17 protein-coding genes are annotated in these 15,852 nt (G+C 52.9%); 16 read left to right on the forward strand and 1 reads right to left on the reverse strand.

The window, feature by feature from the left end:
• The first annotated feature begins 34 nt into the window (after positions 1-34).
• The 12 genes from JSQ80_RS13785 to JSQ80_RS13840 all read left to right on the forward strand — a co-directional run bounded on the left by JSQ80_RS13785 (position 35) and on the right by JSQ80_RS13840 (position 8,980).
• On the forward strand, positions 35-1,393 hold the full coding sequence (locus JSQ80_RS13785; RefSeq protein WP_206095672.1) for a nucleotide sugar dehydrogenase: 1,359 nt from the start codon (positions 35-37) through the stop codon (positions 1,391-1,393).
• On the forward strand, positions 1,386-2,324 hold the full coding sequence (locus JSQ80_RS13790) for an SGNH/GDSL hydrolase family protein (protein WP_206095673.1): 939 nt from the start codon (positions 1,386-1,388) through the stop codon (positions 2,322-2,324). Before JSQ80_RS13785 ends, JSQ80_RS13790 begins: the two co-directional genes overlap by 8 nt.
• Before the next feature lie 111 nt (positions 2,325-2,435).
• Positions 2,436-2,621, forward strand: a complete 186-nt coding sequence (locus JSQ80_RS13795; protein WP_206095674.1) for a hypothetical protein — start codon at positions 2,436-2,438, stop codon at positions 2,619-2,621.
• Between the two features lie 100 nt (positions 2,622-2,721).
• Positions 2,722-3,045: a hypothetical protein gene (locus JSQ80_RS13800; RefSeq protein ID WP_206095675.1), complete on the forward strand. Its 324-nt coding sequence runs from the start codon at positions 2,722-2,724 to the stop codon at positions 3,043-3,045.
• A gap of 89 nt (positions 3,046-3,134) precedes the next feature.
• Positions 3,135-3,842: a B3/B4 domain-containing protein gene (locus JSQ80_RS13805; protein WP_206095676.1), complete on the forward strand. Its 708-nt coding sequence runs from the start codon at positions 3,135-3,137 to the stop codon at positions 3,840-3,842.
• A gap of 97 nt (positions 3,843-3,939) precedes the next feature.
• Entirely contained in the window at positions 3,940-4,941 is a 1,002-nt protein-coding gene (gene uvsE, locus JSQ80_RS13810; protein ID WP_206095677.1) for a UV DNA damage repair endonuclease UvsE, read from the forward strand.
• Positions 4,942-5,063: 122 nt separating this feature from the next.
• On the forward strand, positions 5,064-5,834 hold the full coding sequence (fabI, locus tag JSQ80_RS13815; RefSeq protein ID WP_206095678.1) for an enoyl-ACP reductase FabI: 771 nt from the start codon (positions 5,064-5,066) through the stop codon (positions 5,832-5,834).
• Positions 5,835-5,974: 140 nt separating this feature from the next.
• Positions 5,975-6,799, forward strand: a complete 825-nt coding sequence (locus tag JSQ80_RS13820; RefSeq protein ID WP_206095679.1) for a sulfite exporter TauE/SafE family protein — start codon at positions 5,975-5,977, stop codon at positions 6,797-6,799.
• Between the two features lie 105 nt (positions 6,800-6,904).
• The gene (locus JSQ80_RS13825; protein WP_206097599.1) at positions 6,905-7,762 is read left to right on the forward strand and encodes an inositol monophosphatase family protein; all 858 of its coding nucleotides are present in this window, start codon (positions 6,905-6,907) and stop codon (positions 7,760-7,762) included.
• Positions 7,763-7,882: 120 nt separating this feature from the next.
• Positions 7,883-8,137: a hypothetical protein gene (locus JSQ80_RS13830; RefSeq protein WP_206095680.1), complete on the forward strand. Its 255-nt coding sequence runs from the start codon at positions 7,883-7,885 to the stop codon at positions 8,135-8,137.
• A gap of 326 nt (positions 8,138-8,463) precedes the next feature.
• A complete protein-coding gene (locus tag JSQ80_RS13835) occupies positions 8,464-8,631 on the forward strand; it encodes a hypothetical protein (RefSeq protein WP_176392786.1) in 168 nt (55 codons plus the stop codon).
• A 169-nt stretch (positions 8,632-8,800) separates the two neighbouring features.
• Positions 8,801-8,980: a hypothetical protein gene (locus JSQ80_RS13840; protein WP_087433231.1), complete on the forward strand. Its 180-nt coding sequence runs from the start codon at positions 8,801-8,803 to the stop codon at positions 8,978-8,980.
• A 63-nt stretch (positions 8,981-9,043) separates the two neighbouring features.
• Here JSQ80_RS13840 and JSQ80_RS13845 read toward each other — a convergent pair whose 3' ends face one another.
• Positions 9,044-10,417 (reverse strand): C39 family peptidase, encoded by a 1,374-nt coding sequence (locus tag JSQ80_RS13845; protein ID WP_206095681.1) that lies wholly within the window; start codon positions 10,415-10,417, stop codon positions 9,044-9,046.
• A gap of 764 nt (positions 10,418-11,181) precedes the next feature.
• On the opposite strand from JSQ80_RS13845, the gene JSQ80_RS13850 reads away from it, so the two are divergent.
• From JSQ80_RS13850 to JSQ80_RS13865, 4 genes are all read left to right on the forward strand, one after another.
• Positions 11,182-11,787, forward strand: a complete 606-nt coding sequence (locus JSQ80_RS13850) for an RNA polymerase sigma factor (protein WP_087433229.1) — start codon at positions 11,182-11,184, stop codon at positions 11,785-11,787.
• Positions 11,735-13,444, forward strand: a complete 1,710-nt coding sequence (locus JSQ80_RS13855) for a DUF4179 domain-containing protein (protein WP_206095682.1) — start codon at positions 11,735-11,737, stop codon at positions 13,442-13,444. Before JSQ80_RS13850 ends, JSQ80_RS13855 begins: the two co-directional genes overlap by 53 nt.
• Before the next feature lie 200 nt (positions 13,445-13,644).
• Positions 13,645-14,442, forward strand: coding sequence for a hypothetical protein (locus JSQ80_RS13860; protein WP_240463661.1), 798 nt, complete (start codon positions 13,645-13,647; stop codon positions 14,440-14,442).
• Positions 14,443-14,479: 37 nt separating this feature from the next.
• Positions 14,480-15,850, forward strand: a complete 1,371-nt coding sequence (locus tag JSQ80_RS13865; protein ID WP_206095683.1) for an ABC transporter substrate-binding protein — start codon at positions 14,480-14,482, stop codon at positions 15,848-15,850.
• The last annotated feature ends 2 nt before the right edge of the window (positions 15,851-15,852 follow it).

Here is a 15,852-nt window from a genome sequence, read left to right on the forward strand (position 1 = left end):
AAAATAGAAAGTATGGAAGGTGGAACCTGTGAACATGTATGCTGCTAATTTGAAACATGCCATCGAACACAAAACGTCTGTCGTCGGAGTGATTGGTCTCGGTTATGTCGGTCTGCCGCTTGCTGTCGAGATGTGCAAACAAGGATTTCAGGTAGTCGGGATCGATTTGGACCCTGCCAAAATTGAGAAGATTCATGCAGGTCACTCTTATATTAAAGATGTGAGCGATGAAACCTTGATGGAGTGCATGAACACAGGAAGATTGTTTGCTACGAGCGATTACAGCCATATTCAATTGCTGAACGCGGTCAGCATCTGCGTCCCTACTCCGCTGAGCGAGAATCAGGATCCGGACACTTCATATATTACGCGGGTTGTTGAACAGTTGAAGCGTTATATGAAAAAAGGGCTGATGATTACGCTGGAAAGCACGACGTATCCGGGAACGACGGAGGAGCTCATCCAAAGGGAAATCGAAGCGCTCGGGTATCGTGCGGGTGAAGATTTCTTCCTGTGCTTCTCGCCGGAACGTGTCGATCCGTCCAACGAAAAGTATAATACGTTCAATACGCCGAAAGTGATAGGCGGCGCGACGCCGGCATGCTTGGAGCTTGGGACCGCTCTGTACGGACACATCGTGGAATCCGTCGTTCCGGTATCTTCCACGAAGGTGGCGGAAATGTCGAAGCTGCTTGAGAACACGTTCCGCAGCGTGAACATCGCATTCATCAATGAAATGGCGATGATGTGCGATCGGATGTGCATCGACATTTGGGAGGTCATCGATGCGGCTGCGACGAAGCCATTCGGCTTCATGCCGTTCTATCCAGGTCCGGGAATCGGCGGACACTGCATCCCGCTTGATCCGATGTACTTGTCCTGGAAAGCGAAGGGCTTCCGCTTCTACAGCAAGTTTATTGATATCGCCCAAGCGACCAATGCCAATATGCCGTACCATGTGATGGAGAAGACGTCCCGGATTCTGAATGATGGCTCGAAATCGCTTAAAAATTCGAAAATATTAATTCTCGGCATGGCCTATAAACCGAATATTGATGATTTGCGGGAATCCCCGGGTCTTGAAATCTATGAGTTGTTCAAGGCGAGCGGCGCTCAAGTCGATTATTACGATCCGCATGCAATTCACTTTAGAAATAAGACAGGCAAGACGGTGTGCACAATCGACTACGACCTAGCGGCCTTCAAAACGTATGACTGCATGGTGCTGATTACGAATCATCAATCGTTTGATTATGAAGAACTCGCTGATTTGAACATCCCGATTTTGGATACCCGCAACGCCTTCAAAGGTATTAAACGGCCGCACATTTACAAGTTGGGCTATACGGTGCAGCCAAGCCTCAATGAATGGGAAGAGGCTGTTCTTGTCTAATAAAGACAAGGTGTCCGCGCGTCCGAGCGCGCGGGTTATGAAGCGTTACATCCTGTCTAGACATAAGCAATGGGTGACACTCATTCTGTTGCTGTGTTACTTTGCCGTGACGCCGCTCTTGTTTCATTCCGCGGGAACGAAGCAGACGAAGGCGACATGGCTGTGGGACACCGAGTGGATGCGTGACAACCCGGATGAGGTCGTCTCGTTCAGCCAAGACAATGAGGTCGATTTAATATTCGTGCAGATTAGCACTGACGTGAAGGAGGTGGAATACCGTCAATTTATTCGAAAAGCGCGCGAGGCTGGCATTGATGTTCACGCTCTAAACGGGAGTCCGGAGTGGGCGCGGGCCGATAAGCAGGAAGAGGGCGCGGAATTCATCCGTTGGGTTGCCAGCTTCAATGAACAAGCCGGGCCGGAAGAGCGGTTTACAGGCATCCATCTCGATGTGGAGCCGTATCTGCTGCGAGGCTGGAAGCGGGATCAAAGCCGGATTGTGCGCGAATGGTCGCACAATATGACCCGCTGGCTAAGCGAGGCCCGTGCAGCAGGCTTGTACATTGCGGCAGACGTTCCTTTCTGGCTCCATCGCATTGAAACGTCAGAAGGAGGGGGCAGCCTCGGCGAATGGATGCTGGAGCGCTTCGATTCGCTTGCCATTATGGCCTACCGGGATCATTCGGATTCCATTTACGATTTGGCAATCGATATGCTCGCACAAGCAGAAAAGGCGAACAAGAAGATTCTGATCGGCGTTGAGCTCGGCAAGACGGATGAAGGCGACTTCGTCACCTTTCATGGCAAGTCCGTGAACTATTTTGAAGAACATTTGCAGGAGGTAGGGCGGCAAAGTGTCGACCATCCGTCTTACGGAGGGGTTGCCGTGCATCACCTGCGAGCTTGGTATGAAAAAGTAAATCCTGAATGAAACGGAACGGAGCGGCTCAGCCGCTCCGTTTTGTTGTTTCGTTCGTTTTTGGGATGAGAGGAAATCGCTGTTGATTAGAGGGCAACAAGATGTTGCGGAGAGAGTGAGGAGATGGCACTGAACATAGAGCTGAACATACCGCTGGACTTGCGGGATCTGCTTGGACGGAGCGTGCTTTGTTCCCTGGCTGCAACGTATATCCCATTTTCACTGGCGAATATCGCGGATATTGACAGCTACCAGATCGGTTATCGAATAGATGGGCTTAACGACTGGCACGCTTCCTGCTCTTCCTGATGCGGAGGGAGAGTAAATATAGGCAACAATCGACATAGTTGCCACACCTCTTATCTTCGTGGTTCAATATAAAATAGAACGAAGCAAAGGAGCGAGTCACATGGGATTTCAGACAGAATTCAATTCCGTTTGCAAGTTTAAGACCGAACAGGAGCTGTATGAGCTGCTCGAATACGGCCGCGGCAAGATGAAGAAGCAGGGCTTTCGCGTGTTCCCTGCAGGCCAGAAGGTAATGGCGTATACGCCGGACAATACGGCGGTCGCGATTGTCAAAATCGTGGCCTCCATTGCCGAGATTAACTTCCAAGGCGAAGAAGTGACCGAAGTGGAGATGGAGCTGGTCCGCAAGCTGAATGAAGAAGAATCCCGGGTACAGACCGCGCTTGCGCACGAGATGTTCTTCGGAGATCCGAACCGGAAATAAATGATCGTCACGGAAGCACCGGAAGCCAGATGGGCGGAAGGGGCTTCTTTTGCATTCATTTACATTAAGCCTCAGGAGGGTGTAAACACATGAAATTTACCGTATCTGAACAAGTATTCGAGGCATTGCCAAATGTATGCTTTGGCATCGTTGTTGCTAAAGGAATTGACAATACGAAGGTCTACCCTGAAATCGAGCAGCGTCTGCAGCAGAGTATCGCTCAAGTGGAAGCGAAGTTCCAAGAGGTCCTCGCCAAACAATCGGAAGAGATTGCGCCGTACCGCGATGCGTTCCAGGCGCTTGGCTTCAATCCGAACAAGTTCATGAGTTCAATTGAAGCAATGGCCTCGCGCATTGAGAAGAAGAAAGGCTTTCCGAGCATTAACCCGGCAGTCGATCTGGGCAATGCCATCTCCTTGAAATATCTCGTTCCGATGGGAGCGCATGATATGGAGCAGGCCGAAGAGGACATTTGCGTGCGTTTTGCCAAGGCGGATGATACGTTCGTGCCGTTCGGTCTTGGACAAGCGGATGCGGAATCGCCAGATGAAGGGGAACTGGTCTATGCCGTGGGCGATCAGATTAAGACCCGCCGTTGGATCTGGCGGCAAAGCGAGCTAGGCAAGATTACTTCAGACAGCCGCCACATCTTCTTTCCGATTGACGGGTTCATGGGCCGTAATGACGCTCAGGTTGCCGGCGCAAGAGAAGAGCTGGCAGAGTGGCTGCAAGCGCAATTTGGCTGTGCGGTTCTAAACGGATGGGTAGACCGCAATAATCGGGAAATGGAGCTGTAGGCGCACTCGGCGAACGTAGGTCAGGCTAAGCACTCCTTATAATGGTTACGCTAGGAAGAAATGGCGCGCTGGCGCTAACAAAGGAGCCTGATGGAACATGCTTGTGCGCTTCGGTTATGTGGCGATGTCGATGACGGTGCAGAATGCGTCCCCGTCCCGTACGATGACGTATGCGAATTTCAGCAAATTGGACGACCGGGAGGCCGGCCTGCGGCGCTTGGAGCGGCTGGCGGAGGCAAACCTGCATAACACGCTGCGCCTGTTGAAGCATAACCGCGCACATGACATTGAGGTGTATCGGTTTTCCTCGAAGCTCATTCCGTTGTCTACGCATGAAGCCTTGAACGATTGGGATCCATTTCCTGCGCTTGCCGAGGCATTTGCAGAAGTCGGGACCTACGTCAATAAGCATGGAATGAGGGTGTCGTTTCATCCGGATCATTTCACCGTGCTCAGCACGCCGCGTGAGGAAGTGTTGCGGAAGTCTGTCACCGATCTGGAATATCACCTTCGGATGCTGGAAGCGATGGGGCTTGATGCGCGGGCGAAAAACAACATTCACATCGGCGGCGCATACGGCGATAAGCAGGCAGCGGGCGAGCGCTTCGTGGCGAACTTCCGGATGCTGCCGGAAGCGATAGCGCGGCGCATGACGCTCGAAAATGACGACAAGACGTTCAATGCGCCGGAGACGCTGGCGATTTGCGAGGAGCTCGGCGTTCCTATGGTGCTCGATATTCATCATCAATGGGTGAACAATGACGGCGAGAATATGGCGGAGCTATGGCCGCGCATCGCGCAGACGTGGGAGACAAATTATGGACAGGCGGATGCCCCGAAGCAAGATCCGCTTCCGCCGAAGATTCACGTGTCCAGCCCGAAGAGCGAGAAGGATATACGCGGGCATGCGGATGACGTGGAAGTTGAGCCGCTGCTCGCATTTTTGCGGACTGCCGCGAGGCATACGGAACGGCTGGATGTCATGCTGGAGGCGAAGCGGAAGGACGAGGCGCTGCTAAAGCTGATGCAGGATCTGGCTGCTTATGCGGATGAAGGAGTCACACTGGTAAATCAGGCGAGCGTCCGTATCGCTCCTTAATAGACTTGATACTTGAAAATCAAGCGAAAATACGATACGTTGGACAAAGAACGTTTACCGCATTCTTTTCATTCTGCAAAGAAAAGGAAGATTGTGTGTGGCGAGAGGAGGATAACAATACGATGACTCAATTGCTTCAGGGTAAAAATATCGTCGTCATGGGCGTCGCGAACGACCGCAGCATCGCGTGGGCGATTGCGCAATCGCTAGCCGCTCAGGGCGCGAGATTGGCATTTACATACGAGAGCGAACGCGTGGAAGGACGGGTGCGCAAGCTGGCGGAAACCATTCCGAATTCGGTCATTCTTCCGTGCAACGTTACGGTGGATGCGGAGATTGATGGCTTGGCCGCACGGCTGCGCGAAGAATTCGGCACGCTGCACGGCTTGGTGCACAGCATCGCTTTCGCCAAGACGGAAGAATTGGAAGGCATGTACGCTGACACGTCCCGCGAAGGATTTGCTTTGGCGCATGATATTAGCGCATATTCCTTGGTCGCTGTGGCGCAGCGCCTGTACCCGCTGATGACCGAGGGGGGAAGCATCATGACGATGACTTACCTCGGCGCGGAACGCGCGATGAAGAACTACAACGTCATGGGTGTCGCGAAAGCGGCGCTGGAAGCTTCGGTCCGCTATTTGGCAGCCGATTTGGGACAGCACAATATCCGCGTCAACGCGATTTCGGCAGGCCCTATCCGCACGTTAGCTGCGAAGGGCATCAGCGATTTCAACTCCATTCTGAGACAGGTGGAGGAGAAAGCGCCGCTGCGCCGCACGACGGAGACGGCGGAAGTAGGGGACACAGCGATGTTCCTGATGAGCCCGTTATCCCGCGGGATTACGGGAGAAGTCATTTATGTAGACAGCGGATACCATATTATCGGCGTTTAAGCAGACGCGCATAATATGCGAGACGTTGTGTAAGCGTCCGCCTTGTCATGCGCATTTCTTCGATTAGAATGAATGCTGCGTGGCAAGGCTTTTTTTCTATCTGCGCGCATCTTCTATATTGTGAAAGTAGGAACGAAAACATGATAGGCACGATCCTGCTCCTCGCGCTGATTGGTCTTGTTGCCGCTGCCTTCGGCAGCCTTGTTGGACTGGGCGGCGGCATTATCATCGTGCCGGGACTTATCTTTCTCGGCCCGCATCTGCTCGGGAGTCCCGTCTCCTCGCAGACAGCGGTCGGCACTTCACTCGCGGTTCTCATCTTTACGGCATGTTCTTCGACCTTGGCTTATATGAAAATGAAACGCGTCGATTGGCGAAGCGGCGCAATCTATTTCATCACGAGCGGACCGGCTTCCATGCTTGGCGCGGCTTCGACCGGGTATTTCAATGACATCGCATTTAATCTGGCATTCGGATTCTTTATGCTCGCCATGGCCATCCTCATGATAATAAAAGAGCGGCTGAAGCCGCTTGGCATCTCATGGCGCGAGACACGCGCCATTATGGACGCCTCGGGCCAAGTGCAGGAGTACGGTTACAGCTTGGAGCCTATGCTAGTTATCGGCTTTGCGGTCGGATTCATTTCCGGGCTGTTCGGCATCGGCGGAGGTTCGTTGTTTGTTCCTTTAATGGTGCTGCTGTTCCGTTATCCGGCCCATATCGCTTCGGCTACGTCCATGTTCGTTATTTTTCTGTCATCTATCTTGGGCACAAGCGTGCATGCTTGGAACGGTTGCGTGGATTGGACGCTCGTCGCAATACTCGCGCCGAGCGCTTGGCTTGGCGGACGAATCGGGGCGGCGATCGCCAACCGCATGACGGGTCGCGGGCTTCTGCTGCTGCTGCGCATTACGATGTTCGTATTGGCGGTGCGTATGATCGTGAGCGGACTGCTGGCCAAATGATGGTTTTTGCGCCTACAAGGATATTTGATCGAAACTTCACTATGGAAATGACGTATAGTTAAGGGAGAATAGTTCCCATTTTTTACAGAAAGTAGCGTGAATGCCTTGAGTACTTCGGACAAGACTCCTTATGTTGTCACAAGTAAGAGCTACACCGCAGTAGCGGTCAATTGTGCTGCTAAGACGGGTGAATGGATTAAGAGCAGACTGGGTCAACACAAGTCACTCCATATAAAATCTTCTCTGCATGACTTGGTTACGGAAGTAGACAAGGGTGCAGAGCAAATGATACGCAGATTGATTTTGACGCATTTTCCGCAGCACGCCATTCTTGGGGAAGAAGGCGTGGAGCCGGGAAGTGAAGCTTCCAAGCTGGCGCTGGAACAAGCCCAAGAAGAAGAATATTTGTGGGTCGTCGATCCGCTGGACGGGACGACGAACTTCGTGCACGGCTTTCCGTTCTACTCCGTATCGATCGCCTTGGCGCATCGGGGCGAAGTGATCGTCGGCATTGTATACGATCCGATGCGGGACGAACTGTTCGTTGCGGAGAAGGGGAAGGGCGCTTACGTCCACGGGAACCGCATGCATGCAGCTTCGGAGAGCAAGCTGTCCGAGAGCTTGCTGGCAAGCGGGTTCCCAACGGAGCGCGAACGGGCGCTGCCTGGCAATTTGGCGGGGATCAACGCTTTGGCTCCGCAGGTGCGCAATATCCGCACCGCAGGTTCGGCCGCACTGCATATGGCATACGTGGCGGCAGGAAGACTGACGGGCTTCTGGGAGCTGAATCTGAACGCTTGGGATTTGGCGGCAGGCAGCTTGCTTATTTCCGAATCCGGCGGCCGGATTACGGATACGTTCGGCAAGCCGTATCACTTGGGCGTGCGCGATGTGGTTGCTTCCAACGGGCTTATTCATGACGCTTTGATCGGGGCGCTGAAGGATGGCAATGCCCAAGGATAGAGGCATTTGCCTTCACGCGTATTATGGCGCTGTCATATAGCGGCTTTGAGGACATTTCGAGCATGAATGCTCTTGGTCAAGCCCATACTAACGCCAGAGCGTATGAAGGAGGAGGATTCCATGCCTGAACGGGAAGAACGAAAGCGTCTGGAGAGTGAATTGAGCGGCATTCTGACTGAAGGGGAAATGGAGACGGAGGATCAGAATGAAGCGGTGAGGCGGCGCCTTCCGCCCCGAACCGAAATTCGTGTCCAGACGTCCATCGATCCGATTGTGGAAGAAACGCGCGCGTACCGCAAGATGGCCAAGGAAGTGGATGACCGTTATGATGGTTATTTATCGCGGGTGAACGATAAGAAGAAGACAGAAGAATAGCTGTCAATGACGGAGATAAGCATATGAGCCGGCCCTTAAGGGCCGGCTTTTTTCATCAGATAAGAAGCAAGGCAAGCGCCATCGAAGTGCTCTTTTGGTCACTCCGGGTCTGGGTTGCAAACGCAAAATATGGACGCCGGGACAAGCGTTGATGATGATGGAAGTTCAGTTCGAAGCGGGTGCCGTTTAAGCGGCAACCTATTTTAGAAATATATGTATCCTTCGCTGCGTAAATAGAATAGAGATGATGGAAACGTTCCGAACAACTTATCCAATAAGCTGCTCGGGGTGTTTTGGCGTATTTTGGAAGCGGAGGGGGCGAGAGTATGTTATACTTCTTAATATGGCTTATCAGTTGGATTATGCTGTTCTGGATCTGGGGCGAAGCGTCGGATCGAAGGGGAAAGCACATCGGCTGTTTATGGGCGCTGGTCGTGTTCTCCCTTGGTCCGCTAGGAGTCATTTTATATCTCATTGTGCGCAACTGGGATTGAGTTAACCATATGGTTTCTATGAGCCTTCGCGTCTATCTGCATATTCTCGGTTTCACTTGGACGAACAGAGGATGAACCGCGCCATTCCTTGATGGCCTGCGTCCATTGAAAGTGGATAAGTCTTTTTTATGCCGCTGCGGCGGACAAAGAGAATGGGGAGGTGGATGTTATGGTAAAGCTTGTTCCTTTTGTGCTTGGGTTGTTGATCATGTTGGGCGTCATCATGTATGCGCTGTGGGTGTTTAGCCGCCGGGGTTCATTCCAGTACGACGAACAACACGTCTGGATGCGGGATGTGGATGAGGATAAGCCTGCATCCAAGCAAACCCATGAGAAGACAGGGTTGTGACAATCGAATAGGAAAAATAATCGAGGCGATCGCAATGGGTAAACCTATGCGATCGCCTCTTATTTATTTCGATGCAGTTGCTCTCTGTTCCGGCAAATACGTAATGGCCTGGCTGCCCATTTGTTCCCATCCCCGCTGGAAAGCTTTGCGCTCCACGCGGTCGCGGCGTCCGAGCGGGTCGTTCACATAGACATATTTCTGGTCATAACCCGTTACGACGAGCGAGTGCTCGTAATAGGTAACTCGAATCGGTCCATCCGCCGTCTGCCAAGTGACCCAATGGTGCTCCGGCACGGCGTCGTACATGGTCGTATGGATGACCCATACCGGGGTTCCCTGACCGACGACCCATAATAAGTGATCGAATGCAGTTCCCGTCATATCGACGATTCGTCCCGGCAAATATTTCTCCGCGAGCTCGGCGATCGGTTCGTGGTAGACCCCGAGTCCCGGATTGGACAAGGAGCGCATGTCTCCGACGAACCCATTGTGCGGGTTGCCAAAATAGATTTTGCCGTCAGCCCGTTTGTAAGGCGTCGGATCCTTGCGTATCTTATCCGCAAGCTCATTCTTGTCCACGTCCACCTGCGCGCTCCGCAGCAGCATGGCAAGCGCGGTTACCTCGCAGCCGCGCGGCAGATCCGGAAGCTGCAAAATGAGCGGGGCTCCATTCAAGCGGATTGACTTCGGCGCAGGGCGCTCCGGATCCCACATGACATGCTCGCCGCGATAGGTCACTCTGCGTCCGGGCGCCTGCTTGGCGTAGGCGACAGCATCCTCCCAGCGGCGGAATAGCGTCTGGACCGCATTGCCCATCTTAACGGCGTAGGGTCCGAACGAATCATAGGCCAGATACGGAGACAGTTCTTCTTGCCAGTCCTGCCACTGCTCGGCGTCGGGCGCCGACTTGCTCTTCGACAAGGCAATTACTCCGTCTTGGGTGTAGATGCTTCGCCCGAGCGCTTCCGTTACCGGGCGCAGCGGCACATAGGTCATTCCGTCCTTCACCAGCGGCGCAGCCTTGAGCGGCGCCGTAGCCGGCGTGGATGCCGTGGCAATCGTAACTTCGCCGGCATGAAAGGAATAGGTGACTGTGGATTTATCCTTGGCGAAGGAGATCGTCCCTCGCTTTTTGTCATAAGAAAGCTCGGCCTCAAGCTTATTCGCCAGAAATCGTGCCGGAACGAACGTTTCGCCCCGCTCTTTGTACGGCGCGGCGCCGGGACGTTCATCATCGATCGGCACGAGATAGCGGCCGACACGGGCCGTGTTGCTGTACAGCATCAACACAATGTCGTCGGATGGCATGTCGAACATGAAGGACAATGCTCCGCGATCGAATTTGGATCCCAATAAATATTGAAACGGGTATGCGCACAGCGCAAGCAAGATAAGGAACAGCAGCCAACGATTGAGCCGCCGAACGAATTGTGGCAATTTCAATATCCTCCTCAGACATACTCCCTTATGTATATCGGCAAATGGTCCCCTTTTCGTTAGTTAACCTGATTCTCAAGTTAGATTCAGTTAGATGAAGTTAGATAATGTCATCCGCATGCTCCAACTGCAATTGTACATTTGCTTGACCCCTATTCCTCTTCATGTATGCGCTGGACTGCAAAAGTACAGTTAACTTTCTTACAATCTCATAAATAATGGTAAAATCTTCGATTTGAGCTGCACAATTGCAGGTGGAGGGCCGAAAAAGCCGGGTTTCAGCAGAAATAACTGCACAATAGCACGATAGAGCTTGTGAGAAACCCAGAATGTAAAAAGAAACAAGTATGATGGGGTATCCGCTTCCGTCGCTGTTGCATCCAAGTCATTAGGGATGAGGCGGTGCGGGGATGGGGTTTCTCAACAACCTGACAATAGCACTTCGCCGTGTTTGTCCGTATGGATATGCGCTCGTCTGCGGCGTCACGGCAGTGAAAGCTGAGCGATTGGGAGAGTGGGCCAAAGGGCCAAATGATACACTCTTTCCCGAAAGGCATAGCGACTCTCGTTTTCGTTTATGCATCCCCATAACGTCTGCGGGCGTCAACCGGCACATAGAAACGGAATGCCAGAATAACAAGCCGAGTCCGAGCAAAGCTCGTTCCGCCAAAGCGGTCAAGCACACTGATTAAAAAAAAATGAACCTTTTCTCCTGCTTAGTTGTTAACTTAATATAGTAGAGCATAGGAAAGGTGGAGGGCCTGTTGACGGACAGGGAATTTTTTGAGCGGTACAACAAAGAAGTGTATAGGACCTGCTACTATATGCTGCGCGATGCGTCAGACGCGGAGGATATATGCCAAGAGGTGTTCATGAAGGCGTTAACCTCCGGCTGGCAGCAGGTGGAGTATCTCAAAACGTGGCTCATGCGCATTACGGTCAACCACTGCTTGAACCATCTGCGCAGACGCAAGACGAGACGGATGAAAGAGAAAATGCTGCTCTTGTTCCAGCGGGAACAGGCGGAGCCGTCCGCGCTCAGCATGGTGGAGCGGCAGGAGACAGAGGACGAATGGAAGCGCCGCATGGCGCAGCTGCCTGATAAAATCAGGGCAGTGGTGACGCTCCGTTACACGAACGATTTCGCTCTTGCGGAAATTGCCGAGATTTTGGAGATCCCGATTGGCACGGTGAAATCCCGTTTGAATAGAGGTTTGAAGCTGATGAAGGTCATGCTGAACGAGCTCGACGATTCAGAACGTCCGGTGGATAACACGGTAATGAATCAGACGATAAGAGGAAAGGAAGGTGCGGAATATGAACAAGGAGACACACGAGGAGAAAGCCCTTGCTCGGCAACTGGGCGATGAAGTCCGCCACACCTACCCGGACTTCGACGCGATGTGGGTAAGGATGGAGGCAGCCAGACAAGAGCAAGAGGCTACCGGGTCTGCTAGGAGGAAGATGTTCCCTCGCGGACGCCGCTTGGCCGTCCTGTCGGCAGTTGCGCTCGTGCTGATCGCGACACCGGTACTGGCTTCCATGTCGGGACAGTGGGATTTTACGTATCGGCCGGGATTGAAGTCGGCGCTGAACCGCGGATTCGGGCAGACGATTGACAAATCGGTCAGGAGCGGCGGCGTTACGTTTACGGTAGATTCTGCAATGTCCGACGACAATGGAACCACGCTGTTATACAGCCTGGATCTGGGTGACAAGGAGCCGCGGGAATGGAGATTCTCGGAGCTGGAATTGCGCAAGGCGGACGGGGAACAAATCGTGCAGATCAATGACATCCAGACCATGAGAATGAATTGGAAAAAAGGATACTACTCCCATGCTTGGGATAAGGAAAATAAACGATATAACGGTTTTTTTGAAACGGCATGGACATTTGACGGCAATGAGACGGAGTTGCAGCTCATCGTACGAGGACTGCAGGCGTACGATTACGAGCGGACAGCGCTTGCTCTGGATCTGTCCCAGACCGGGGTGCAGACGTTCCCGATCCAAGCGGGGGGCATCGACACGGTGAACATCCAGATCTCGCGGGAAGCAGGAGGAAAAGTGCTGCTCAAGTCCTCCTTTACGTATACGGATGAGCGGACAGCGAGTATGGATCTTCCTGAGATCCGGGTGAAGAAGGACGGGAAGAGCATCAAGCGAGCCGGTATTCGATATGATCCCGTACAAGGGGAACACGGCGATTGGACAACGCAAGAACTGTATCAACTTGACGACATCCATCAGCAAGGCGTCACCTTCGAGCTTGCCTACATGGCGCCAGGCCAAAAGATAGATGGCGAGTGGAATGTCGGCACGTTGCGCCTAAGCAAGGAGAAGGCGTTGAATGCATCAGCTACCCGCAGCTTGGACGTGCCGTTCCGAACGACGGATGGAGATGCCGCCGTCCGCAAGCTGTTTATCCGTCCGACCGGTATTCGGGTCGAGATTGAGCATAAGAAAGCATACGGCCGTTTGCCATATAAGAAGGTGTATTTATCCGTTGGCGGCCGGAAGCTGGAAGGGGAAGCAAGAATAGAGGAGGATACGGGCACGGAATCTTATCCTTACACGCAGTCGTATCTGTTTGAAGCTCCGCCGGATCTTCGCCTTACTCCGGACATGCCGATGGAACTGCTGCTGCAGTATGAAGTGGAGCAGAATTGGCATTACGATCAGCCGGTAATGTTAAAAAATATATCCGGCGAGAAGCAAACGCTAACTATGAACATTGGAGGTTATCCGGTCGAGTGGACCTATTACACAAAGAACGGAGACCTATATGTAGAAAGCGAAAGCGCGGATAAACGGTTCGGCGGAATCAATCAAACGTACTATGGTCAGGGGAATCAGCGCATCCCCGGACAAGTCATATTCGATTCTATGACAGGTGCTGGGTTTGATGATAGCCTCAACAAGCGGGTGGACGTCTATCCCGGCTTTGAAGTAACGGAAGCGGAGCTCTATATCTACATGTATTTTGTCAGACATCCCGAACGGGAGTTAACATTGAAGCTACAATGATTTAAAAGCCTTAATCCTGCGAAATTGCAGCGATTAGGGCTTTTTCTTATGACGAGATTACGGATCAGTGAACCAAATTGTGCCTAGCTGTGTTTATAACATAGAGGCTTGCGCCTAAGGGATCCCAAAGCAATACATTGCGGTCTGGCCTTGAACCGAAGATCGATCCAAAACGAAATGCTGGAGAGGGGAAATAGAACATGAAAAACATGACCAAAGCGGCGATTGCCGCGACGAGCTGCCTGCTGCTGTTCAATTCGATGCACATCGCCGCGGAGGCGGCGCCGGCCAACACGGCCAAGGAAGTGACGGTACTGGCCGCAGCGAAGGCACCTTCCGCCGCGGAGAAGAAAAAGGCGGTGGAAGCGGAAAAAGCGAAGTATGCCAAAATGAAAAAAAATCCGGGTGACTATTACATATTGTATGTAAGCGATAAGTCGCTTAATGGCGGCGATCACTTTTCCAACTATCTGAATATGTACAATTTCAAAAGCTATGAAGATTACATGAAAGTAGCATCCAAGCTGAAGACTCCCGTATTGAAGCGTCCGGACGGCTTGCTGGAAGGGTATAAGTTCACCAAAGCCAACATCGAGCCGCCGATTCTGGCCTATGGCGACAAGTATCAGAAAGAAGTGAAAGCGGAGGCCAAAGACAAAGCCGCTTATTTGAAGCTCATCAAATGGACGGAAGCGGGCCAGGTCGATCTCGAATTCAAGAACGGAAAAGATGTCGTGAAGCTCCAATTTAGCCTGATGAGCGCAGAGATCGCGAAGAAGCGCGGCAAGCAGAAAGGTTACCACTTTACTGCGGCCGACGAATTTGATGAAGAGACGAAGAAAAAATCCCCTCAATCCGTTAAAAATATACTGAGCTGGACAGACAACCAATATCAATTTAACATTTCGACGAATCCGGAAAATCCATTGACGAAAGAAGAACTGATCGAGCTTGCGGAAAGCGCTGTCCAGCAGGCAGCCGGAGCGAAAGCCAAGTAACGTTTCCGCGTGGCGCCAGTAAAGGAGAATGAAAACGATGATGCGACTATCCGCCATTGCCCAAAAAGGCCTGCTTCTGCTTGGGGTCGTCGTCTTGCTCAGCGGCTGCTTCGGGTCGAAGCCCGTCTTGGAAGAGCTTGGCGAGGAGGGCAAGGGAACGATAAAGATTCTTTATTATAACGAAGATGATTTTTACCGGGAATACGGAAATGCGTTCAACGTCAAGTTCCCCAATATCGAGTTCGATATTGTGAGCACGAAGGAGCTTATGACCAAAAGGATAAGCGGCGAGGATTTCGATTACCGGAGCGAGCTGGCGAAATGGGTGGACCTCCATAAGCCCGACGTGCTGCTGCTTGGCGGGGACGAGTATGAAGAGTATGCACAGGCGGGCAAGCTGTTCAACCTGGAGCCGATCATCAAGCAGGAGCAGTTCGATGTGGACGGGTACATGCCCGGCTTGATTGACTCGCTGCGGGAGAAGGGGGGAGGGTCGCTTTATGGGCTGACGCCGAATTTCTTCACCAGCGTCATCTTTTATAATGCCGAGCTGTTCGCCGAGCACGGCATCGAGCTGCCCCGCAGCGGCCTCTCCTGGCAAGAGCTGTTCGATCTGGCCGCTCGCTTCAAGGGCGCCGGAACGGCCGACGAACCCGTGTATGGATTGTACGCTGGCGATGGCGATGCGGCGGAACTGCTGGACAGCATCGCCCGGACGCTGAAGCTGCAGAGGTTCGACGCGCAAGGGGAGAGCGTGCTGCTGGAATCGGAGAGATGGAAGCAGGCGTTCCGCATGACTGCGGATGCGGTCCGCAGCCGTACGGTGAAGGTGCTTGGGGCGGGCGAGGCCGCGAGCTATCTCCCGTCCGATGATCTCTTCATCAACGGGCAGGCCGCCATGGTCATTGCGGGTTCAGGCTTGGCCTACAACATTAACGATACATCGTACAGCAAGAAGGCCAAGAAGTTCGAATGGGGCATAGTTCCGGTCCCTGTAGACCCCGCGAATCCCGGAGAATCACCATTTGCGTTTTATCGAGAGACGTTCGCCATATCGGCGGAGTCCCCGAACAAGCGGGCGGCTTGGGAGTTCATCAAGTATGTCGCCGGTCCGGAGAGAGCAAGCTCGGATGCTCAAGGGATGTTGTACCAGCTTCCGACTCGCATCGGCTACGTCAAGGACCTCAACGGGAAAAGCGCGGAACCGTTGTATGCGCTGAAGCCGATGGATCGGAAATATGAGCGCACAGACAAGAAGATTCCCAAGTCTTTTGACGACGTTTATGCGTCCCTGGTGAACGAAGCGCTGCAAGCCGTGATCGATCAGACGAGTTCGGTGGACGAGGCGTTGGCGAATCTGCAGCAGCAGGCGCAAGCGGCGCTTCAGGCGGCCCGCAGCGGCCAGTAGGG

Origin of the sequence: Paenibacillus apiarius (assembly GCF_017052585.1) — a bacterium.
GTDB lineage: Bacteria > Bacillota > Bacilli > Paenibacillales > Paenibacillaceae > Paenibacillus_B > Paenibacillus_B apiarius.